The sequence below is a fragment of the Paenibacillus antarcticus genome, assembly GCF_001637225.1.
Classification (GTDB): Bacteria; Bacillota; Bacilli; order Paenibacillales; family Paenibacillaceae; genus Paenibacillus_AQ; species Paenibacillus_AQ antarcticus.
This window is the reverse complement of the sequence record NZ_LVJI01000016.1, coordinates 67,743-89,626: the sequence shown is the minus strand read 5'-3', so window position 1 is coordinate 89,626 and position 21,884 is coordinate 67,743. Positions and strand designations below refer to the sequence as shown.

Sequence of the window (21,884 nt, the reverse complement as noted above, 5' to 3'; positions counted from 1 at the left end):
AGAGCTGAATTCTCAAATCACGAATATTTAGGAAGAACTTGTGAGCAAGGCTGGAAGCATGTCCAGAATGTGAATACTCGTCAGGGCATCCCCATAATTCCACTCACAATCCTCTACCCAGTAAGCATGGCCATTTCGTACAGCGGGTAGCCCTTTCCACACCTTACTTTCAGCTAATTCATAGGCAGCCTGTCGAGATGAAGCCTCCTTCGTCAGAACCATAAATATTCGATCTCCAGCGAAAAGGGTCAGATCATCTATGGAAATTTCCATGTAGCTCATTCCTCGGTCAAGTAGCTGCCCAATACTGGAAGGCGCCTGAAAACCCGACTTATGATATAACGTAGCCGGAAGTCCGATTGTTCCCATTACAAAAAAACGTCCACCGCGATCAGTAATGAACACCGAAGCACTCTCACCCGGTCGTAGCTCCTCACTCAACCGCATCCACATCTGATCCGTGCGTTCCTTATAATTCTCCATCCATTGTTCAGCAACCACACGAATGCCCAACAAATTTCCTAGCGTGTGCATCCGTTCTTCAAGGGGCGCAAATGAATCAAATGTTACTGTTGGAGCGATCCCTATCGCCTTGTTGTACTGTTCCTCATCACTGCTCGCCAGAATAATTAAATCGGGCTCCAACCTTCCAAGCTTAGCAACATCGATTAAGAATCTGACATCCACCTCATTGCATACTTGCTCTCCAACCGGGATACGTTCTTCTAGGAATACACTACCCCCTACTGCATCAACGCCAAGTGCCACTAAATCGCCAAATGTCTCTCCGTGATATACGATTCGTCTCGGATTCTGCGGAATCTCGACACTATAACCAAGCCAGTCCCGGACGTGGACATGTCCAAGTGTTGACTTTGAATACTGTCTTGGCGCTTGACCCGTCATCTGGCGAAAGCGACGGTTGAAATAATACTCATCCCGAAAGCCGACCAGATGAGCAATCTCCCGCAGCGGTGCATCTGAGTTTCGCAACCACTCTTTAGATCTCTCAATCCGCAACTCATTCAGATAATCCAGTGGTTTCTTACCAGTCAGTTGTTGAAAAATCCGAGTATACTGTTGGTACATAACCCCCGCTAGTTCTGCAAGTTGCCGGACGCTTATACGGTCCATATAGTGACTATGAATATAGGTAAGAGTATCCTCAACAAGCTTGGTTCCATCTACATTTACGCTCTCAGGATGAAGGTTATGCTGAAGAAGAAGCACCATTAGTTCTTGAAAGCAAAGCTGTCGCTTGTAATCTCCTAGTACGCCAGAGGTTGTCTCTGCTTCTTCCATCAACTTCACAAGACGTAGGATCCGAGTCAGTGGATGGGCAGTCAGCTCCCCTAACCTAGATACTAGCTCGCCATCGTATAATTGAGGATGCATTCCTCTCATCTGTATAGCAGAAAAAGACAGCCGGTAATATATAAGGGTACATTCCGTTTCATTCTGAAGCTGGTATCCACTTTGGGGACACACTAAGAATGCCCTACCCGGAACCAAGTGAAACCGCCTATAATCGTCTGTCATGACCCCCGCTTGACCCTGTGTTACAACAATCAGTGTATGTAATGAAGTTCGTTCCTTTGCCGTTTCTCCTCCAGAAGGCAACTGACACAATCTGACTGCATCCAAATGAAAGAGTAGTGATTGGGTTGTTGATATAGGAATGGAATTCTTATTCATATTGAACGGCTCCTTTAAATGAGAATAGTTCTCATTGTATAGAAAAAAGGTAAGCTTTTCAACCGTAAGATTGAATAGCTTACTTAAGAGTGAACGCTATCTTTATCTATTTATCTCAGCCCTTGTTCTCTTAGTTACCCAGTAATTTCGATAGCTCATTCAGCATATAATCACGGGTAAAGGCGTCCGAACTAGCTTTATTAATATCCAAACGGTAAACATGTCCGTTCTTTACTGCAGGAAGACCCTTCCAAATCGGACTTGCCAGCATTTCTTCTGTTGATTTCTTTGCTTCTTGGTCTATAGGATTGAGAATAAAAATATAGTCTCCTGCAAATTTACCAATCTCTTCTGCTGAGATTTGTCTAAATCCTTCCCCTTCATCTAGAACCTCTTGAATCGGATCCGTCGGTTTCATACCACCCTTGCCATACAATAACTGTGGAAGGCCAGCTTGAGCCATAATGAACAGCCGATCCCCAGGATAATACGTAAATACAGATGCCGTCTCTCCTGGCTTAAGTACCTTGTCGTAAAGTTGCTTCCAGATTTCCTCTGCCTTTGCATTGTAGATATTAAGCCAGTCTGTTGCCTCCTGCTGTTTACTAAAGATGTCACCCAACTCGATCATTCGTTCATCAAGCGAAGCAAATGTATCAAACATAATCGTTGGGGCTATTTTTGAAAGACTTTCATAGCCTTTCTCATCAGTGTCTGCAACCAGAATCAGATCGGGATTTAGAGAAATAACCTTCTCAAGATTAATGGGAAACCCCACATCCTCGACTTGGGTAAGCTCATTCTCATATAATGTATCTTTAACGGAGACTCCGAGCGCGCCAATCGGCTGAATGCCTATCTCCAGTAGATCACCTGTTGTTTCACCCGCAAATATGACACGCTGTGGTGCTGTCGGGATATCCACCACATGCCCCCTATAGTCAGTGTACGAACGTGATACTTCATTCTCTGAGACATCTGAACTCTCCTTCGCTGCATCCGTTTTGATGTCCGCACTATTTCCATTCAAGGGTTCACTGGCTATATTGTCATCCTTGCTAGCACCAGTGCATCCAAGTAACATAACCCCCATTAGGGAAATTAGTGCTATTACTACAACCATATATCTTGCTTTCTTCATAATCTCTCTACCCCACTATTCTATTTGTTTTATAGTTATAGATAATGATAATCATTCTCTATAAGTAGAGTACGGATATCGGCATACTAAATCAATGGACAAAATCAAATCTGTCCCATTTATTTTATACAAACATACTAGGATGCCGGGTATCCACTCAGATCTCCTCAACAAATGCTTGCACCGATACCATTTTGAACTTTCTTGTATTTATGAAAAAGTATATGTACTTTTTCCTCATAGAAATAACCCCTCCAAAATCACTCATTACTCCACGATAACATGAGGTATTTATGAGGGTCTCTTAAAGGGGATCACATTAGATCTCGTTTATGGGGTTATTATTTAATGCTGATCTGTATTCATGTTTCCCTAATTCCTTAGCCAGTCCTTTAACATCAAGACCATCTACTGCAAAAGCTCTTCGAACCAATTCAGGCGGGATGAACTCATCGTACTTCCCTAGATACGGCGCTTCATCAGTTGATAAAAGGGTGATCGGATCCTCGCAGTTAGAGGTTTCCGCTAGAATATGGTCAAGGAGAGTCTGCGCATTGGCCTTTCCCGATACGACCATGTAATAAGGCTCCATAGGGACAACGGAGCGTAGGCCCAACTTATCCTTTAGGTTATTCTTAATTAATCGTTCCAAGGTTCGGAACTGCTTGCTTCCTACCCAAGGCATAATGAAGAAAGAATCGCCGCCAGCAGGCATGACAGAACTACGTAACATCCCGCTTTCTCGCACAAGGCGGCGAGCACGTTCGAGACGATTCACGGCATTGGGTGCTAAGTAGGAGTAGATACCATCGTCCGCCAATATCTCACGCATCTTCTGCACAACACGGGTATGTACATCTCCTCCCGCTCCCAACCAGAGCGTGTCCACCTTACCGCGAGAAGATTTCACATAGACAGCCTGATGTTTCGTATCTACCTCTTCAACCTTCCATAGCTTACCTGCCAATGTGAAACAATATCCAGGAGGCGGAACCGTTGTAATGGAACCAATCTCCTCCGTTCCGTTATATACAACATGTTCGTCATCATCTTTAAATACGGCATAGAAGCGGAAGTTATTCACGATTCGCTCCCCCATCAATCCAATAATGAAGGTACCTACTTCTGTACGTTGAATGTGGTCCGTCTGAAGTAAATAATTTAGAAATACCTTGTAATCATCTGGCTGAATCTCTCTAAAAGAAGGTAACGTGAGCACCGCTCTTGCTAGATCTGCAGGTGCTGCCTCACCAAGGCTCTTAAGCGTACTCATCGTCTGATGATACAGCAGTCCCATTGGCATTTGACGAACATGTAGGGGTTCAACCCATTTCTCTCGAACGTATAACTCGATAACAGCAATCGCTCGCAGTAACATCCATGGCATCCGTGCGGGCAACTCTGCTTCTTCATCCTCTTCTTCAGGGCATACGAATAACATTTCCGATGCTGCATTACCACGACGTCCTGATCGTCCTAGTCTTTGGACAAAGCTCGAACTGCTGTAAGGTGCTCCAAGTTGAACCACTCTTTCCAGTTCACCCAGATCGATTCCTAGCTCGAGCGTCAAGGTTGCTGCTGCAACGGCTGGTCCGTATCCCGTACGGAGTGCCGCTTCTGCTTCTTCACGTAACATCGCGGAAATACTTCCATGATGGACATAGAATACATCTGGTTCGTGTCGCTTATGCGCGATGCGTCGAAGCTCCAATGTCATTAATTCCGCATCTGAACGACTATTAGTGAACACTAGGGCTTTCTTATGATGTGTATGATCGTATATGTAGTCGTGATACGCTTGCTTCGCATGTTCCAACATCTTTGCCTCTTCTTCATTACGTGCATCAGGAAATGAGAAATGCTCTACACTCAACTTCAGCTTGCGTCCACCCTGTGGAGACACAATCTCCGTCTTTTTGTCTGTGCCTGCACTAATCCACTCGGTTGCGGAATCATAGTCACTAAGCGTGGCCGATAGACCAATTCTACGCGGCTTACAGTAGGCCATTCGTTCAATTCTAGAGAGCTGACATAACACTTGAATACCTCGGTCAGATCCCATGAAAGCATGCACTTCATCAATGATAATGTACCTGAGATCATGAAATAACGCTGGAATCGCATTCGGTCTATTCATAAGGAGACCTTCAAGAGATTCAGGCGTAATTTGTAGCACACCTGAAGGTTTCTTCATAAGCTTCGTTTTCTCAGCTTGAGGAACATCGCCATGCCAATGCCATACCGGTATTCCGCCTTCTCTCAGCAGTTCATTCAATCGTTCAAATTGATCATTAATTAACGCCTTCAGTGGACTAATATACAGGATACCCACCGATGTAGACGGCCTAACATGTAACTCCGTCAATGCTGGAAAGAAGACAGCTTCCGTCTTGCCAGAAGCTGTCCCCGAAGCAATAAGTAAGTGATTGTCCGTATCAAATAATACACGACAAGCTTCTACTTGTGCTTCACGTAATTCATCCCATCTTTTGCGATATATAAATTCTTGAATGAACGGAGCTAATCGATAGAAAGGATTGCTACTCATAGCTCGAACTCCGCAAGGAAGTCATCCACATCATCCGGATCAGCCGCAGCTGGTGCTACATGATGCTCCCCGAGAAGGTCACCGAATGTCTTCTCTGGATTCTGATGAAGTGTATTGAGTAAATCCATGAAATCTCTCACAATTTCACGTGTCGTAAGAAGTTCATCTGCCCCCAATCGACCCACTGCAAGTTCCATAAATTGTACAAGTTGTGCATCGGTTAAAGATGACTCATAACTATAGTGCATTGCATGAATCTGACTAAGCTTCTGTAATAGAATTAAGATCTCTTCATGAGATAACATGTTCAAGCGAAGCATCGGTCCTGTGTAATTCTTCAAGCCCTCTGCACCATAACGTCCCTCAACCAATCGAGATCTAAGCGCTTCGTAGCTAAACAATCCTCGTCTTGGATCTTCTACAAACTGAGGCGTACCACCCAAGAATATGCCAAGATGTTCTGCTTTACCTTGCATGGTGTCATTGAACATCATGAGTAACTTCTCATAGTTACTTTGACGAGAGATGCTATTGGTTATTTTATATAGATTAACCCCTTCATCAATGAACAGGAGCAATCCCTTATATCCAATTCGAGCTACGAATTCCGACCATAACTTCATATAGTCGTACCAGTTGCTATCATCGATAATTACGCCAACATCTATCGATTTACGCGCCTCGGTCTTGGTCGCATATTCACCACGTAACCAACGAAGTGCAGCTTGTTTTCCCTCATCGTCTGCTAACTTATAACTGTTCCAATAGGCTGCGAGTACCTTAGCGAATTCGAACCCATGTACCATGTTCTGCATTTCTGATGTAATGGCAAATATTCGAAGCTCCACTTCCTGATTCAAAGCAAGATCATTTGGTCGAAGACCTAGCTCCTTCATAGCAGCTTGCTGAATAGAGGCAATCCACTTCTGTAAAATAACTTCGAGTGCTCCTCCATCTGGACGCGTACGTGTAGAGAGGTGCGTCATCAGCTCACGGTACGTCGCTAATCCTTGCCCCTTGGTTCCAACTAATCGTCGTTCTGGCGACAGATCAGCATCTGCCACTACAAATTCTCGATCCATCGCATAATTGCGTATCATTTGTAACAGAAAGCTTTTGCCACTACCATATCGTCCTGTAATCAGCTTGAATGTTGCGCCGCCCTCAGAGACGTTATCCATATCCCGAAGAATAGCTTCAATTTCAAACTTACGTCCTACTGCGATATGCTCCAACCCAATTCTGGGCACCACGCCTGCGGTTAAAGAATTCACAAGGGCTGTCGTCATTCTTTTGGGAATTTTCAATTCACTCATGGTTATCACCTCTTACTCTTCTCATGAAATTATCTTCTTTAATTGAGCCAACATTGGCACATATTCTTCCGTCAATTCTTCACCATCTATCATTAAATCACCTAGGGTATCCATAGCGATTTGGTTAATATCATCTAGTAACAGTTCTGGCATTGTTCCCGCTTCATCGGCAATATTCTGTAGTCCTGACAGATCGTGTCCCTCTTTCAGTACATATATAGCTTCGAGTTGAATTGCACTGAGTGCGTCCGCGAATTCCACCCACTCTTCTGGCAGTCCGGTGACATCCCATGTTATGTAGGATTCAGGAGGCTGACCGTCAACTTCAGCTTCTTCAATCCCTTGTAAGTTATGCTGCGACAAATTTGGACATAAGGCTGTATCTTCATCCCCATCATCAGCCCCTTGTGAGCCTTCATCTTCGTGATTCACAACAAACTCAGCATCTTCCACTTCTTCTAGATTCACAGTAAGAATATCACGAACGAATTCCGAATCTTGCTGAAGCTGAGCAAGTTTCCTTTCATCGATAACAACAGCCGGTCCGGTTCGCTCTTGCACGGGCGTTGTCATGAACATTCGATCCATGTAACGAGACACAAGTGTCTCAATCTCAGATTCTAATTCAATGCCACGGAGTCTTCCCTTGAAATTCAATTTCTCTCGAAGCTTATTCTCCGTTAGACGAATCAATTGTGTCGCGAACTCCCTTAGAGGTACATGTTCACTAATCCTGGATACCTGTATCACAACCGATCGACCATGTTGAGATTCATCGTACATCGCACTTTGAAACAGAGGTCTTTCCTTTTCCGGCATCGGTCCCGGATAGAACATCTCAATGAGTCGCAACCCTTGTTGTTTCGCTAAATAAGCATCCACTAGCGCAAATACCTTAGGGACATATTCCTTCATGGATTGTTCCCCGCCCTCGGTATAGAACTTGCTCTTGGATACATCAACATCGGACAATCGTAGCAACAGAGATAAGGGAATATCGAGCGGTTCTGTCTCGAAACTATACTTCAATTCCATCTCTAACAAATCACCGGAAAGTTCATGTGGAGCATATCTGAATGCATCATGAAGAGAAATTGGAAGCTGATGTACCAAAGCGAAGTCGGTCATCCATTCTAATAAGTGCGACGTCAGTTTCCTATGACGTTCGCGATAAGCCATCCACACATCGACCATCATGTGATAACCTTGCAGCGGTTCCTTCCATCCGATCCCGTTGATCAATTCATACACATATAGAAACAGATAAGAAAGATCTGTATCCGGATAACGCTGCCCTCTCACTTCACCTCTCCAGTAGAAATACCATCTGGTTTGCGAAGCTGTCATGCTATCATAGGTAGGCCAGTAGTTCATAAAAGGTACAAACTCAGCAGATGACTCCGTTGTATTCTCTAACAATCTAGCTCTTTTGGTAAACCGATGTTCACTTGCGTCTCCCACAATTCCCCTGGTAGGAAATAAGGTAGTAGAAGAATCAAGCCCCCTAGCTGATCTCGGCTGTAGTGGAAATAGAGAATCGATTTCAGAATGCAGTTTAAGATCGAACGGCGATTTCGGTTCGCTCCCAGATACCGATGCCGGAATGCCTACTACCTCAGACAAGATCGGCGTATTTTGCGCTTGTTCCATATGAACAGAGGCGTGTCGTTCAGGTACTGGCCATGGCGTTAACCCTGATGGAATAGATTGTCCCCTATCTTCTCTACGGGGAATAGGTGTCCCCTTCTCACCACGCTCTCCTTCAAGTTCCATCTCCGTCATATGAAGCGAGGCGGATTGCGTAATTATGGATGGCCGTACCATCCTCCGATAGGGTCTTGGCAATTCTTTTCTCGGGTTCTTAGGATTATAGATCACGTATTGAGAAACCGTATATTCATTGATCTTCAACAAATTCATATGAGTAGTCGATACATAAGATTGTGAAATATAATCTTCTTCTGCATAGATTGCGAGCTTCAGACGCGACTTCATCTTCTTCAATTGCTTATATATTTGAGTCGTACTACTTTTCGTTAAGTCATCGGGTTCAAGCATAATTATGATATCAAAAGACATTGTCTGTACTTGTTGTTGCTTCGCTACATTAGGTGTCGCAATCATAATCCCACTGGGGAGAATCTCTTGAAACATCTGCTCTTTCCCACCAGCAGTAAGCCACATCGCATCCAGCTCAATCCAACTCTCCCTCAGCTTGTCCAATAATATCTTTTTTCCTACCACAAGGATCTTCGTGTCCGGATAACGATGTATTGTATCATTCATATACATCCGTATTTGGTCTGCATGTTTGAATGCTCCACCCCGAGCACCCCCATTCAAGCCCCACTGCGCCAGAAACTTCAAATGTTCGTAGACTGGGTATGTTCCTCCGTGGGGCCACACTAGATCAGGAAAGATAACTCGATTCCACGCACCTTGCATCCTCTCACTTCCACGAGCAATAATCTCCACCGGAAGGAGTTGATAAGGTCTGTCCAATACGGCCCCATGAATGGTTCTGCCCATTGGACCTACCCCAGCTTGCCTTAGGGTATCCACCGAAATATAACCATCAAGAACAGGCACAAGGGACCCATCTGGCTTAATACTCCGCGAGACTTCAGCTGCCTTGAGGCGATGAGCTCCTACCGTCAACACAGGAATAGCGTAGGCTTGGCCTACACCATTGTTCACTTCTGAATATCCTTCCAGTACAAGCTCAGCCGCTTGATATGCTTCACACATCTGAGCATCAACAATAATTCCATCTTCCCCATTATCAATCATTGAAATAATTCCCCCTCCTTCCCTAGTCTTTTGCATAAAAAAATGCACTTCTCTTCACACGCTATAAATACATCCTTCGACGTCATCGAGGTTCAAATTCACGAATACATACCTTGATTAGATTATATCACTTTTTATCTAAAAACCGATGGTTTCACAGTGGTAACATCATACGCAAAAAGAACCCTAAATATCAGATTCGGGTTCTTTTTATAGTGTTATATTACTTCGAAATCTTCCCTTTCCAAGTGCCGATGCCACCTTGTAAATGCGTTAGTTGGGTATACCCTTTTTTCATAAGAATACCTCCGGCTTTACCACTTCTTATACCACTTCTGCAATAGAGGAGTAAATGGCGGTCCTTTGGAATTTCCGAAAGACGTTGGCCGAACTGAGAGAGAGGAATATTCTTAGCCCCTGGAATATACCCACCTTGAAATTCATGGGGTTCACGTACATCGATCAACATCGGTGTTGGACTATTCTTCATCTCGTTGCGGAAATCCGCATCCTTTAGACTTCTTACCTTCTTACTCGTTCCAAATCGGTTAAATACATACCACATAACAACGACAAGGATGACGGGGTAAATCATACTCCTACTAGTTCACCTGTCCAATCCAAAAGACCGCCCGTCATATTAACGACATTAAAACCTCTCTCACTTAACATCTCACATGCTAAGCCACTCCGGCCTCCACTTCTACAGACCATGAACATTTCCTGTGCTGGATCTAACTCATGTTTTCTTTCTAACAGTTGTCCAAGTTGAATATGTGTAGCACCCGCAATATGTCCTTCCATCCATTCTTGTGGTTCTCTTACGTCTATAATCATAAGGGACTCGCCGTTATTCAGACGTGCAGCGAGCGCCTCGGGCGTGATTTCTCTCGGTATTTTAAAGGCCATTTCATTTCTCTCCTTTATTTAAGTTCCTGATATATCATGTCCATTATAAAATCGACATCCATACTTTAACGGCCGTAAATGATATTAAAACGATTAAAGCATATCGCAAATATTTCACATTCATTCTTGCACTGATCCGCGATCCAAGTGGAGCACCTAATATGCTACCAATAACCGTAAACAGCGTTGGCATGATCGGAATATGTCCTCCTGTTATTTTACCAAGTACACCGCCTATGGCAGAAATAAATACAATGGCAAGGGAAGAGGCTATTGTCGTTCTTGTTGGGATTTTTAACACAGTTAACATAATCGGAATAAGAATAAAAGCTCCACCTGCTCCAACAATACCCGAGACAATACCGGTTAGAAATGCCGCTACAATGGCAATCATTCTGTTATACCTTATTTCACTCGAATCATCCTGTTGTTTGCCTTTATTCGGAATAACCATAAGCACAACAGCAATAATCGCTAATACACCATAAATAACGTTAATCTCATCTCCAACTAAAAATCTGGAAACGTATCCTCCGATAAGGCTTCCTAGCAAAATACTAACGCCCATATTGAGAACGAGTCCCTTATGGATTAATGAGGCTGCTTCACTTTTCTTGCTTCTCGCTTTATAAGCTATAACGCCCGCTAATGATGCAAAGAATACCTGAAACATACTAATTCCGGATACCTCTTGTGCTGTAAAGTTAGCTACACCAAGACTTGAAGGAATAAATAGTAACAAGGGATAATTAATGATAGCTCCACCAATACCCAACAATCCAGAAAAGAAGGAACCCACAAAACCAAGAATGATCATAATAATAGAAAGAAATATGTCCATAGACCCACCCTCATACCGCTAGCCCAATAGACTGTTACATCCATTGAGCTTCGCAATAATAATCTAATTAATCCCTATACATTAGGGAGGCGTAAAGGTATAATAAAACCAAGTAAATTCATATGAATTAGGTGATTATTATGCTGAATAAATTAAAAAGCTTGTTTGAAAGCCGATGCCCGACGTGTAATGAATTACTTACCTGCGATAATACGAACTTACACTTAATAAAAACTTGCTCACAAGGTCACTATAAGGAAGAAACCTACCATTCCCTTGGAGTGAAAATTGTCTACGACACTACTCATTACCCTGATTAGTCAAGAATTGCACACCGATCCGGCCCAATTTCCATCTCACGTTGTTCTTCATCAATCCGTTGAATCTTACCCATATTGATCTTCTGAATCTCTTGATAAGCATTCGGTTGAGGCGGTAAATGATTAGTTACTTCCTGCCAAATCCGAACGACAAATCGACTCCATGAACAAAATATCTCCAGTTAATAGATACCGATCATGTACGATCAATGATGTACTCCCAATCATATGTCCCGGAGAGTATACCGGTTGTATGTTAATCTTAGTGTTCCCAACTGTCAAGGTCTGGCCCTCTTCAAGCATAGCATAATGGAACACAACTTCCGTTGCATCCTTTGGAGGTAACCAGTAGGTTGCGTCCACTTTTCTTCGCTAACAATCGCTGCTTCTCCATTAGATATGATCATGGATGAAAGACACCCTTTACCTATGCATACGAACTGATAAATTGAACCCCCATCCGAGAGATCACATATTCTAACAGGTTCCAAATGTTCACTCCAAGACTTCATACCCCCTTCACGCCATCCAACAAGTCGAAATAAGGAATATTGAGTGCTTCAATACCCTCGCCTTCTACTTTCCAGTCCATGAGATCACTCTCATTGCGAACATCGAGAATGAATAATTGTTCTTTGTTCACGATGATTCTTGCCAGTTATTTGGCTATCATTAATATCCAAAACACATGTTAGTATTCAATAATACTTATACCCGTATGGGTATATTAAGAGTATAGTGTGATCTTCTTCTTAGGTCAATTATGTTAGATTATATATGTGTCCCTAACCATGCATTAATGTAATAATGTGTATATTATTAACCTAGCTAATTATTCATCACCATAACAAAGCTCCCAGCCTATGATAAGTAGGATAGGAGCTTTGTTATGGTATTCCTTTTAGGCGACAATAATTAATTCACCCATTATTTGGTATTAAATATTCATTCACACACCTTGAGTCGTTCATCAGCTTGAACCTTTATGCGGTACTCATGAGGAGTAACACCTTCTAGTTCTTTAAACACGCGAGAGAATTGCTTACTATTCTCAAACCCAACGGATTCCCCTATCATTGAAAGCTTAACCGGACTGCTTAACAATAACTCCTTGGCCTTTCGAATCCGTACCTTTTTCAAATATAGAACGAAATTCTCCCCCGTATGTGCTTTAAATGCCTCACTAAAATAGGAGTAATTCAAGGATACATGATTGCTTACCATCGCCATATTCAACGCACGGGAATAGAACTCTTCTATAAAAGCTACCGCTTCTTTCATATCTCCATGTTCCGTATACGCTGATCGAACCTGTGTAACATAGGCATTCACGCTGATCAGTAGATGTTCCAACTTACGATAGTAATCATGAAAGCTCTGAAAGTTAGACATATTGCCCACCTTCTTGTATAACTTAAGCACTTCAACGGAAGACTCTCCGTATACAAGGAACACCTCATCGAGTACTTGCTCATTTACCAATCGACTGACCCGCTCCAAATATGAGATGTCCATCTGATTCAAATGTTCGATCTGAAATATGGAACCTAACAGAACGAGCATCTCTTTCTCATGATCTGTCCCGAGCATGTTCCCCAATTTACGAATATCTTCCTGAGGATAAGCGTAGCTTTGGCGTTCCCCCTTGATCGCATCATATTCAATGGCATAGGTCTGCGGATACAAAAAAGTATATTTCAATGCTGTTATAGCTTCCATATATTGCGTTCTAATATCCATTAACTGATGGCCCTCAATGCTGCTGATTCCCATACGCAGACCATGCCAGCCTTTGAGTTCCGCCTGTTTCGATAACTCTTCAAACCAACTTCTAGGGCTCCCGATAAGCACGAGTCTTCCTTCGTAATCCGAAGTCATGACTTCAATATTCCCTTCCAAGGAATGCGACAGCCGTTCTACCAAGCTCTCCGTCTCACTTGGGGACATTCTAGATCCATCGTCATATCGAAAATTCACAACAGCTACTGTATATGGCTTCTCGAACTGTTGAAATCTAATCGTACGACTATATTCCTCCACGTCTTCTTCAGACAATGGACTCTCTTGCAACAACAATTGCTGGATACGACTAGCACGAATCCCCTTATGGAAAAGTTCAATCTCTTCTTCCCGTTGTCGATCGATTGCTTCTTGTTTGGTTAAGTCCTTCTCCATACGATTCAGAAGATCAAACAATTCTTCCCGACGAATTGGCTTTAATAAGTAATCTTTCACTTTATATTTGATGGCCGTCTTGGCATATTCGAAATCATCAAATCCACTTAGAATGACAACTGCTGGTCCTTCCCCACTGCTCACGTTGGCTAATTCGGTTATAAGGCGAATGCCGTCCATAATAGGCATCCGTATATCCGTGATCACAATATCAGCACGTGTCTCCCGGTAAATATCCAATGCGCTCTGTCCATTACTCGCCATATGAATACAATACCTATCTGAGAACTCTCGCTCAATCATCGTCTTCAATCCAACTCGAATATTCTTCTCATCGTCTACGATCAATAGCGTTCGATTCATCAGTACTACCTCCTGTCAACAGAACTCTAGGTAAAGTTATTAGTACCTTCGTATACACGCCTTCCACACTTGTAATAACCAAACCATAGTCCTTGCCATAAAAGATCCGCATTCTCTGATGTACATTGTGTAATCCGATACCCGCTCCTGCTCTTATATGGTCTTGTTTGTCTCGATCCAGTATATTCTTATCATCAAATCTATCTTCTTGTATTCCTTTATTTAGTTCTAGCAGTTGATCCTGACTCATCCCATCGCCATTGTCCGTAATGGATATACAGATATCATCCTCCACGTCCTCTACTACGATACGGATTTTCTTGTCTACGCCTTCATTTATTGAATCTGACCACCCATGCTTGACACTGTTCTCTATGAGAGGCTGAAGAGACATTTTCAATACCTCTAGCTCCATATATTGAGATGAAATATCTAAGTCTAGTGAAATGGGTTCTTCAAACCGAATGTTCATGACATCGATATAATTCTGAATATGTCTAATCTCATCCTTTAATTTGACATACTCTCCCGACCATTTGAAATTATAACGCATCATCCCACCAAGAGATGTCAGCGCATCAGATATCGTGCGATTGTTATCTATTTCTGCCAACATTTTAATATTCTCTAACGTATTATAGAGAAAGTGAGAGTCAATCTGATTATGTAACGTTCGTAGTTCTGCTTCCTTGGTCAATGCCTGCTTTCGAACAGCCACAGCAACCAGTTCGTTGATCTTATACATCAGTTTATTGAAATGGTGCGCTAACTCCGCAATCTCTCCACCACCACGAATCGTAATTCCTGTGTAGAGTTCACCTCTACGAGCTTTCTTCATCGCTTCAGTAAGTCTCACTAAATTCTTCAGAATAAAAGAATTAAGTATATATGCGATCACCGTGAATAACACGATAAACAACACATTGGTTCCAATTGTCTTGTTACGGATAACGGAAATCTCCTTCGATACACCCTCCATAGAGACCACATTTAGCAAATATGCGTTCATACTTTCAAGGGGAACTTGGATGAACAAGAATGAATTACCGTTCTCACGGTACTCTGTGTCCCATACTTCCCCTTGCTGGAGAGATACAAAACGCTCCTGAATCGCCTGATTCATTTCTTCATTATCTTCAAGGAAGGAATCATTCTGTCTTGTGAACAGCTTCAATTCATCATCTAATAGAAACAATTGTGATTGATCATCCTGCATTTTCGAGAATGTCCTCGGTGAGAATTTAGATAACAACATATCCACTTGAATAATGCCCGAATGTACACCGGTAGGGACACTGATCTCCCGAAGTAAGGAGACTTTAGGATTGTTTTCTGGTTTTGAACCCTCCATCACATCGAGGTCATAGTCTTGCAAGTACCACTTTAATTGATTTCCGAGTCCAACTGTCTCCTTATACCATGGTTCCTGCTTAATCCTATCCTCCCGAAAAAAGATAGGCCAAATTTCATGGAAATACTTACTAGACGAGAATAACCGTAAGTGCTCTATATTAGGATTAGTAAACTGGATTCGATTCAAATTAACAAATGTATTCATATTAAATTCAACAAGTTCACCTAATTCGAGTTCCATCTGACTCGTTAAATAATTTCTCACATCTTTATCAGAATCAACAATTTGAGCAGACCGCTCCATCGATTCGATCTGATTCAGAATCTGTAATTTCTCCATTTCAAGTAAATTATTATTCTTACTTATCGTATCTTTAATATAGGTTTCATTGATCGAATTGAATGAACGGATAGAGACAAATAGACTAGGCACCAAAATAATTAAGATATACGCTGACATGAGGCGACTCTGTAACGATCTACGATCCCACCAATATATCAATGATTGTAAATACTTCGGTGTCCACTTCATTTCCTAAAGCACTCCTATTCTCCTTGAAACAGCCCCGAACCCCCTCAATTACGGGTTCGGGGCTCTAAGATCTATATGATTATTTCATGAATTCTTGTAGTTTCTTCAGATTCTGCTCATATTGCGCTTGTTGGAATGCAGTCACTTTATCCAATCCATCTTTTTTACGTTTTTCTTGATACTCATTCCAAATGGTATCGAACTCAGCATCGGAACTGGACATCAGTAGCTTAGGAAGTGTTTTACCAAACTGCAGTGCAAGCTTCGTATTAATGATACCTTCTGGAGAATTCCCTGTCGGATTCAATAACTCGAACTCGGATGCACTCACCGTCTTCCCTCTTGTCCAATCTTGTATGGATTTGAAGGGTTCTACGGCTTTCGGTGCCCATTGATCTGTGATGTTCGTATTCATCAGCATCCAGAATGTGAAGGATGACCCATTCTGTTTATCAAATGCAGACCGGTCTGAATTTAGCAGTGCTAATTGCTCAGGTTTATACTGATCTACCCCATCAATTGTATCATAACTGAACCCTTTTTCACCTAAGAATAAGTCCTTATTTCCTTCTTCACTGTTCAAATAACTCATGAAACGAATAGCACGCGCTTTGTCTTTTACATTCTTAGAAATCAAGGTTACTGTCCAACCTGAAATACCAGGACCGTCCAATGTTGGTGTATCTAAATTAGAGTTAGCTGGTCCATCAACAGCGATATAGACCGAATTTGGATCTTTCGCATACAGTGAACTTAATTGTGCCTCCATATCTTTACCTTGATAGATCAATGCGAAATAACGACCTTGAGCAAGTTTCTCTTCCATTTGCGGACGTTTGTCAATAAAGACGTCTTTAGATAGTAGTCCTTCTTGATTCGCTTGACGTATTGTTTTAAGCCATTTCACATATTCAGGATCCGTAGAGCGATCATATATTTGGCCATCCTTAGCTTTTGGAATGGCTAGCAAATTCTGGATAAACCATTCCAGCGAAGCGTTGCCATTTTCAGTAAATTCATGTAATCCAAGCGGAATTAATGGTTGTCCGTTTACCGTGCCAAATTTATCTTTCGCCAATTGTAGCGCTTTCAGAAATCCTTCTGGTGTTCTCATTTCTGGACTACCAAGAGCTTCATACATGTCTTTACGTACGAGGAATGTTTGGTTTGAGATGTACGTATCCCCATATTTTTCATAATCTTTCGGAGAAGAAGATGCGTTTGGATACGCATAAACATTACCATCAGGCTTTGTATACCATGATAATTTAGCTGCATCTGATGATGTAAAGAAGTATGGATCATACTCATCAGCTAGTTTATTCAACGGAAGTACCAATTCACCGTCAATCATTTTTTGGATGGCACCTTCACCTTTATCCAGTGTGATGAAATCGGGAAGATTCCCAGATGCGATTAATGTATTCAACTTCTCATTTTCATTACCTGCAGGAACGATAAAGTTAATATCTACGCCTGTCTTTTTCGTAATGTATTGCGACGTTGGGTCTACACCCCACTTGTTCGCAAACCAAGAGAAGTTTAGATACCAATCAAATGTAATTGGAGAAATGTCTTCTTTCCAACCTGGTTGATCTGCAGTTAACGTCACAGCTGGCTTGTCTTCTACTTTGTTAGCAGCTTTGTTCTTCTCGTTATTAGTACCGGAGGAACAGGCAGTTGTAGAGACTACTACGACCAATGCTGCAGTCATTAGTAAGCTACGCTTCAAATACTTCATGTTCATTTTCTTTACCCCTTTTCGATGATCGTTAGTATATCACACTTCATATTACAACCCTTACCACCAATGGGTGGCGAGGAGGAATATCTAGAAATTATGGATTACCCTTTGATCGAACCAATCATCATACCTTTAACAAAGTACTTTTGTAAGAAAGGATATACGAACACAATAGGAAGTGTAGTGACGACCATGGTCGCGAGTTTGATCGATTGGGATGTTACTGTCTTCGCTCCAGAACTTCCTTGTACCGCAGCGACCATTTGACTAGAACTCGATTGTGCGACAACGCGATATAAATAAGTCTGAATAGGCTGAAGATCTGTATTGTTAATAAAAATCATGCCTGTGAAATAATCGTTCCACTGAAATACACCATGGAATAATGCAATCGTCGCAAGAACAGGCATCGATACAGGAAGAACCACTCTCATAAAGATGGTCCAATCATTCGCTCCATCAATTCTAGCCGCTTCCTCCAGTTCTTCTGGAATTTCACGAAAGAACGTCATAAAGATGATAAGATCGAAGAAACTGAACATGGCAGGAATGATATATACAAGGAAATTATCTAGTAAATGAATATTTCTAATCAGTAAGAAGTATGGGATTAATGAGCCTGCGAAGAATAGCGTAACTGTACCAATTAGAATATATATTTTCCCACCAATAAGTCCCTTTCTTGAAAAGGCATATGCGACCATCGCCGTAAAAAATACATGCACCACAGTTCCGATCGCTGTCTTAGCTACCGTAACTCCCATCGCGGTCATAATCCCCGGGCTTTCGAATACTGCTATGAAATTTTCCAGACTGAACATTCTCGGCCACCAGTAGATTCCACCTCGCATGGCGTCCGAACCATTGTTGAAAGCATTTACTAAGACATACCATATTGGATATAAAGTGACGAAACAGATAAGAACCATACCGATCGTGTTGATTAGATCAAAAAGGGTCTCACCTTTCGTTCTGCGTTGAAGAGTAAACATAGTGTATGAGCCTCCTTATCTAAAACAATGACGTATCGTTGAGTTTTTTAGTTATTCCATTCGCAACAAGTAGTAAAATCATTGCTATGACTGACTTAATCAATCCAATAGCAGCAGAATACGAATACCGAGCCGAGATTAATCCAGTTTGATATACATAGTAATCAATAACATTACTTGCACTGTCATTAAGCGAGTTACGTAAGACTAGAATCTGATCGAAATTTGAGTTAAGCACACCACTGACGGCCAGTATGAATAGAATACTAATTGTAGATTTAATTGACGGTAGTGTAATATACCACATTTTCTGAAAACGTCCCGCACCATCAATCGTCGCTGCTTCATACATTTCAGGAGACACACTCGAAATCGCAGCCAGATAGATGATCGCAGACCATCCTAACTCCTTCCATATATCGGAGCTAATAATAATGGTCCAGAAATAGCTAGGTTCAGCCAAATACGTAATCGGTTGATCGATAATATGTAACATGAGTAATATGTTATTAATAATTCCAACGTCTGCTAACCAAGTCGCTAGAATTCCTCCCAATACAACCCATGAGAGAAAGTGTGGTAGGTAAGAAATGGTCTGTACAAATTTCTTGAAACGAACGGATCGTATTTCATTCAGAAATAGAGCGAAAATAATAGGTAATGGGAATCCTACAATTAACTTAATGAAACTAATTCCTAGCGTATTCTTGATGACATTCACTAGATTCTCATCTTCCAGAAACGCTCTGAAATGCTCTAACCCGACCCAAGGTGCCTCGGATATCGTACCTATGATATCGAATTCTTTAAAGGCAATGATCACACCATACATTGGAATGTAGTTGAATATAATCATCCATACGACTCCAAGTAACGCCATGGTCTGAAGATGCCTTTGGGTGTATAATTTCCTCAACCATTTACGCCTAGATGAGGGCGAGTTTACTAGCCTTCCTTTTGAAGCGATTTCTCTGTTTATAGTAGGTTTCATTTCCATGACTTCGACCTCCATGTTGATTCTTTTTCTCTATGTTGAAAGCACTTACATTTATTATCTTTATAGTACGTCCTTTTTCTCACAGACATAAGGCTTCAGATTTCGTATTTAGGGTCTCATTTTTCGGGTGAAGATAGATAACAATACAAATAAAGACGACTTTCCATTCAGAGCTGAATGAAAAGTCGTCTTTATTTGATTCTTCTATTTTATAACTTAATAACTGCATGATGGTCTAAACTTAATGGCGTTGCGAAAGCAACATCCTTTAACAACTCGTTATTCCGCTTATCTTGCTGGGCACGTAATGTAGATTTGGATACACAGGTCTCCTTAACTACATTATGATTAGCATCTTTATTCGTGAAAGAGACCGCGTGAATAGCTTCGATGGGTACGAATATTTTCATGTCATCCAAGATGGATGTATTCATCTGATATTCATTCGTATTAACCTCCCATATCACAATTCTATGATTGTATTTGATATACTCTTGCTTCATAAGGACGCAAGGATAAGCTATTATCACAATCTGCATGGTTAGCGAGAATTAACTTCGCATGTGCTAGATTACAATCTTTCTCATTCAGTTCTACGGTATTATTAGACAAGTTCGTGATGACCAGCACCTGTTCATCGTCTAATGTACGGGTATAAGCAAATACGGTTGGATGTTCCGGTAACAGAAGATCATAGATACCATATGTGAAAATATCAGTTTCTTTCTTCATCTTGATCATTGTTTTATAGAAATTCAGAACGGAACCTTCATCTTGAAGCTGATCTTGAACATTAATGTGTCGATAGTTAGGATTGACACCCATCCAAGGCTTGCCTGTTGTGAAGCCTGCATTGTCTTCCGAATTCCACTGCATAGGGGTTCTTGAATTATCTCGGCTTGAGGCCCAAATGATCTTCATAATTTCTTCGTGAGGAACGCCTGCTTCTCTCTTCAACAGGTACATATTCCGATCAGCAACATCATCATATTCCTCAATCGTCTGGAACTGGACGTTCGTCATCCCAAGTTCTTGACCTTGATAGATAAATGGAGTTCCTTGCATAAAGAAATACATGGCTGCAAGAGCCGTTGCACTTTCATACCAATACTTATCGTCATTTCCCCACACAGAGACTCTTCTAGCTTGGTCATGATTCTCAATAAACAATGCATTCCAACCAATGCCCTCAAGCGATTTCTGCCACTTCGTTAATGTTCTCTTCAAACCTACAACATCAAGATTTCTGCCTTCGCCTGTATGGTCCCATAACCCCATGTGCTCGAATTGGAATACCATATTAAATTTGCCTTTCTCCTCACAGATCCATTCGACCAAATCTTCAGGATCATCTGTACTCACGCCATTGGCTTCCCCAACCGTCATAATATTGTATTTAGAGAATGTCTCCTCTTTCAATTCATGTAAATATTGTTGTATTCCCTTCACGTTCATATGTTTATCAAAGGAGGCAACGTATTTCAGACCTTCTGGATTAAGCATATCCTGCAAGCCCTCTTCTTTATGAATATGGCTGATAGCATCTACGCGGAAGCCGTCAATTCCTTTATCTAACCACCAATTAATCATTTGGTAAATCGATTGTCTAACCTCTTGATTACTCCAGTTCAGATCAGGCTGTTTCTCAGAGAAAATATGAAGATAATATTGATCGGTCACTTCATCATGTTTCCATGCTGAACCACTGAAAATGCTCTCCCAATTGTTAGGTTCCCCACCTTGCTTGCCATCTTTCCAGATATACCAGTCCCGCTTTGGATTATCCTTCGAAGAGCGTGATTCAACAAACCATGGATGTTCATCACTCGTATGATTGATAACAAGGTCAATAATTAACTTCATTTCTCTTTTATGAACTTCCGATAGTAAAGTATCGAAATCTTCCATCGTTCCGAACTCATCCATGATGTCTTGATAATCACTAATATCATATCCATTATCATCATTCGGGGATTTATACATCGGACAAATCCAAATAACATCAATTCCTAGATCCTTAATATAATCCAGCTTCGATATCATACCTTGTATATCGCCGATTCCGTCTCCATTAGAATCCATAAAACTTCTTGGATACACTTGATAACCTATTGCTTCTTTCCACCATGTCTTTTTTGTCTTTTTCATTGTCTTTCAAACCTCTCTCA

15 protein-coding genes and 1 pseudogene are annotated in these 21,884 nt (G+C 41.6%); all 16 read right to left on the bottom strand.

The genetic code is table 11. The features are described from left to right. Nucleotides 1-27: 27 nt before the first annotated feature. Nucleotides 28-1,695, bottom strand: a complete 1,668-nt coding sequence (locus PBAT_RS11935; RefSeq protein ID WP_068649816.1) for an AraC family transcriptional regulator — start codon at nucleotides 1,693-1,695, stop codon at nucleotides 28-30. Between the two features lie 130 nt (nucleotides 1,696-1,825). Beyond that, complete coding sequence (locus PBAT_RS11930; RefSeq protein WP_068649814.1) at nucleotides 1,826-2,836, bottom strand: ABC transporter substrate-binding protein; 1,011 nt, start codon at nucleotides 2,834-2,836, stop codon at nucleotides 1,826-1,828. Between the two features lie 319 nt (nucleotides 2,837-3,155). Further along, nucleotides 3,156-5,384 (bottom strand): DEAD/DEAH box helicase, encoded by a 2,229-nt coding sequence (locus PBAT_RS11925; RefSeq protein ID WP_068649812.1) that lies wholly within the window; start codon nucleotides 5,382-5,384, stop codon nucleotides 3,156-3,158. Next, nucleotides 5,381-6,700 (bottom strand): ATP-binding protein, encoded by a 1,320-nt coding sequence (locus tag PBAT_RS11920; RefSeq protein ID WP_068649810.1) that lies wholly within the window; start codon nucleotides 6,698-6,700, stop codon nucleotides 5,381-5,383. Before PBAT_RS11920 ends, PBAT_RS11925 begins: the two co-directional genes overlap by 4 nt. 21 nt (nucleotides 6,701-6,721) lie before the next feature. Next, nucleotides 6,722-9,490 carry a TerB N-terminal domain-containing protein gene (locus tag PBAT_RS11915; protein WP_068649808.1) on the bottom strand — a complete coding sequence of 923 codons (2,769 nt, stop codon included), beginning with the start codon at nucleotides 9,488-9,490 and terminating at the stop codon, nucleotides 6,722-6,724. A 223-nt stretch (nucleotides 9,491-9,713) separates the two neighbouring features. Beyond that, on the bottom strand, nucleotides 9,714-10,085 hold the full coding sequence (locus PBAT_RS11910; RefSeq protein ID WP_068649806.1) for a rhodanese-like domain-containing protein: 372 nt from the start codon (nucleotides 10,083-10,085) through the stop codon (nucleotides 9,714-9,716). After that, on the bottom strand, nucleotides 10,082-10,399 hold the full coding sequence (locus PBAT_RS11905) for a rhodanese-like domain-containing protein (protein WP_068649804.1): 318 nt from the start codon (nucleotides 10,397-10,399) through the stop codon (nucleotides 10,082-10,084). The genes PBAT_RS11910 and PBAT_RS11905 overlap by 4 nt, the downstream gene beginning before the upstream one ends. 43 nt (nucleotides 10,400-10,442) lie before the next feature. After that, nucleotides 10,443-11,240, bottom strand: a complete 798-nt coding sequence (locus PBAT_RS11900) for a sulfite exporter TauE/SafE family protein (protein ID WP_068649802.1) — start codon at nucleotides 11,238-11,240, stop codon at nucleotides 10,443-10,445. A gap of 316 nt (nucleotides 11,241-11,556) precedes the next feature. Continuing rightward, nucleotides 11,557-12,218 (bottom strand): annotated as a pseudogene (locus tag PBAT_RS11895) (hypothetical protein). 287 nt (nucleotides 12,219-12,505) lie between these two features. Next, complete coding sequence (locus PBAT_RS11890) at nucleotides 12,506-14,098, bottom strand: response regulator (protein ID WP_068649799.1); 1,593 nt, start codon at nucleotides 14,096-14,098, stop codon at nucleotides 12,506-12,508. After that, nucleotides 14,067-15,983: a cache domain-containing sensor histidine kinase gene (locus tag PBAT_RS11885; protein ID WP_068649797.1), complete on the bottom strand. Its 1,917-nt coding sequence runs from the start codon at nucleotides 15,981-15,983 to the stop codon at nucleotides 14,067-14,069. Before PBAT_RS11885 ends, PBAT_RS11890 begins: the two co-directional genes overlap by 32 nt. A 79-nt stretch (nucleotides 15,984-16,062) precedes the next feature. Next, on the bottom strand, nucleotides 16,063-17,730 hold the full coding sequence (locus PBAT_RS11880) for a type 2 periplasmic-binding domain-containing protein (RefSeq protein WP_068649795.1): 1,668 nt from the start codon (nucleotides 17,728-17,730) through the stop codon (nucleotides 16,063-16,065). 98 nt (nucleotides 17,731-17,828) lie between these two features. Then, on the bottom strand, nucleotides 17,829-18,719 hold the full coding sequence (locus PBAT_RS11875; protein WP_068649793.1) for a carbohydrate ABC transporter permease: 891 nt from the start codon (nucleotides 18,717-18,719) through the stop codon (nucleotides 17,829-17,831). A gap of 19 nt (nucleotides 18,720-18,738) precedes the next feature. Beyond that, nucleotides 18,739-19,710, bottom strand: a complete 972-nt coding sequence (locus PBAT_RS11870) for an ABC transporter permease (protein ID WP_068650320.1) — start codon at nucleotides 19,708-19,710, stop codon at nucleotides 18,739-18,741. A gap of 215 nt (nucleotides 19,711-19,925) precedes the next feature. Next, the gene (locus tag PBAT_RS11865) at nucleotides 19,926-20,219 is read right to left on the bottom strand and encodes a hypothetical protein (RefSeq protein ID WP_169810112.1); all 294 of its coding nucleotides are present in this window, start codon (nucleotides 20,217-20,219) and stop codon (nucleotides 19,926-19,928) included. After that, complete coding sequence (locus tag PBAT_RS11860; RefSeq protein WP_068649789.1) at nucleotides 20,188-21,864, bottom strand: glycoside hydrolase family 13 protein; 1,677 nt, start codon at nucleotides 21,862-21,864, stop codon at nucleotides 20,188-20,190. Before PBAT_RS11860 ends, PBAT_RS11865 begins: the two co-directional genes overlap by 32 nt. Nucleotides 21,865-21,884 lie beyond the last annotated feature (20 nt).

Coding starts and splice junctions, on each gene's coding strand:
- PBAT_RS11935 (WP_068649816.1), bottom strand. CDS start 1,695: ATGAATAAGAATTCCATTCCTATATCAACAACCCAATCACTACTCTTT.
- PBAT_RS11930 (WP_068649814.1), bottom strand. CDS start 2,836: ATGAAGAAAGCAAGATATATGGTTGTAGTAATAGCACTAATTTCCCTA.
- PBAT_RS11925 (WP_068649812.1), bottom strand. CDS start 5,384: ATGAGTAGCAATCCTTTCTATCGATTAGCTCCGTTCATTCAAGAATTT.
- PBAT_RS11920 (WP_068649810.1), bottom strand. CDS start 6,700: ATGAGTGAATTGAAAATTCCCAAAAGAATGACGACAGCCCTTGTGAAT.
- PBAT_RS11915 (WP_068649808.1), bottom strand. CDS start 9,490: ATGATTGATAATGGGGAAGATGGAATTATTGTTGATGCTCAGATGTGT.
- PBAT_RS11910 (WP_068649806.1), bottom strand. CDS start 10,085: ATGATTTACCCCGTCATCCTTGTCGTTGTTATGTGGTATGTATTTAAC.
- PBAT_RS11905 (WP_068649804.1), bottom strand. CDS start 10,399: ATGGCCTTTAAAATACCGAGAGAAATCACGCCCGAGGCGCTCGCTGCA.
- PBAT_RS11900 (WP_068649802.1), bottom strand. CDS start 11,240: ATGGACATATTTCTTTCTATTATTATGATCATTCTTGGTTTTGTGGGT.
- PBAT_RS11890 (WP_068649799.1), bottom strand. CDS start 14,098: ATGAATCGAACGCTATTGATCGTAGACGATGAGAAGAATATTCGAGTT.
- PBAT_RS11885 (WP_068649797.1), bottom strand. CDS start 15,983: ATGAAGTGGACACCGAAGTATTTACAATCATTGATATATTGGTGGGAT.
- PBAT_RS11880 (WP_068649795.1), bottom strand. CDS start 17,730: ATGAACATGAAGTATTTGAAGCGTAGCTTACTAATGACTGCAGCATTG.
- PBAT_RS11875 (WP_068649793.1), bottom strand. CDS start 18,719: ATGTTTACTCTTCAACGCAGAACGAAAGGTGAGACCCTTTTTGATCTA.
- PBAT_RS11870 (WP_068650320.1), bottom strand. CDS start 19,710: ATGAAACCTACTATAAACAGAGAAATCGCTTCAAAAGGAAGGCTAGTA.
- PBAT_RS11865 (WP_169810112.1), bottom strand. CDS start 20,219: ATGAAGCAAGAGTATATCAAATACAATCATAGAATTGTGATATGGGAG.
- PBAT_RS11860 (WP_068649789.1), bottom strand. CDS start 21,864: ATGAAAAAGACAAAAAAGACATGGTGGAAAGAAGCAATAGGTTATCAA.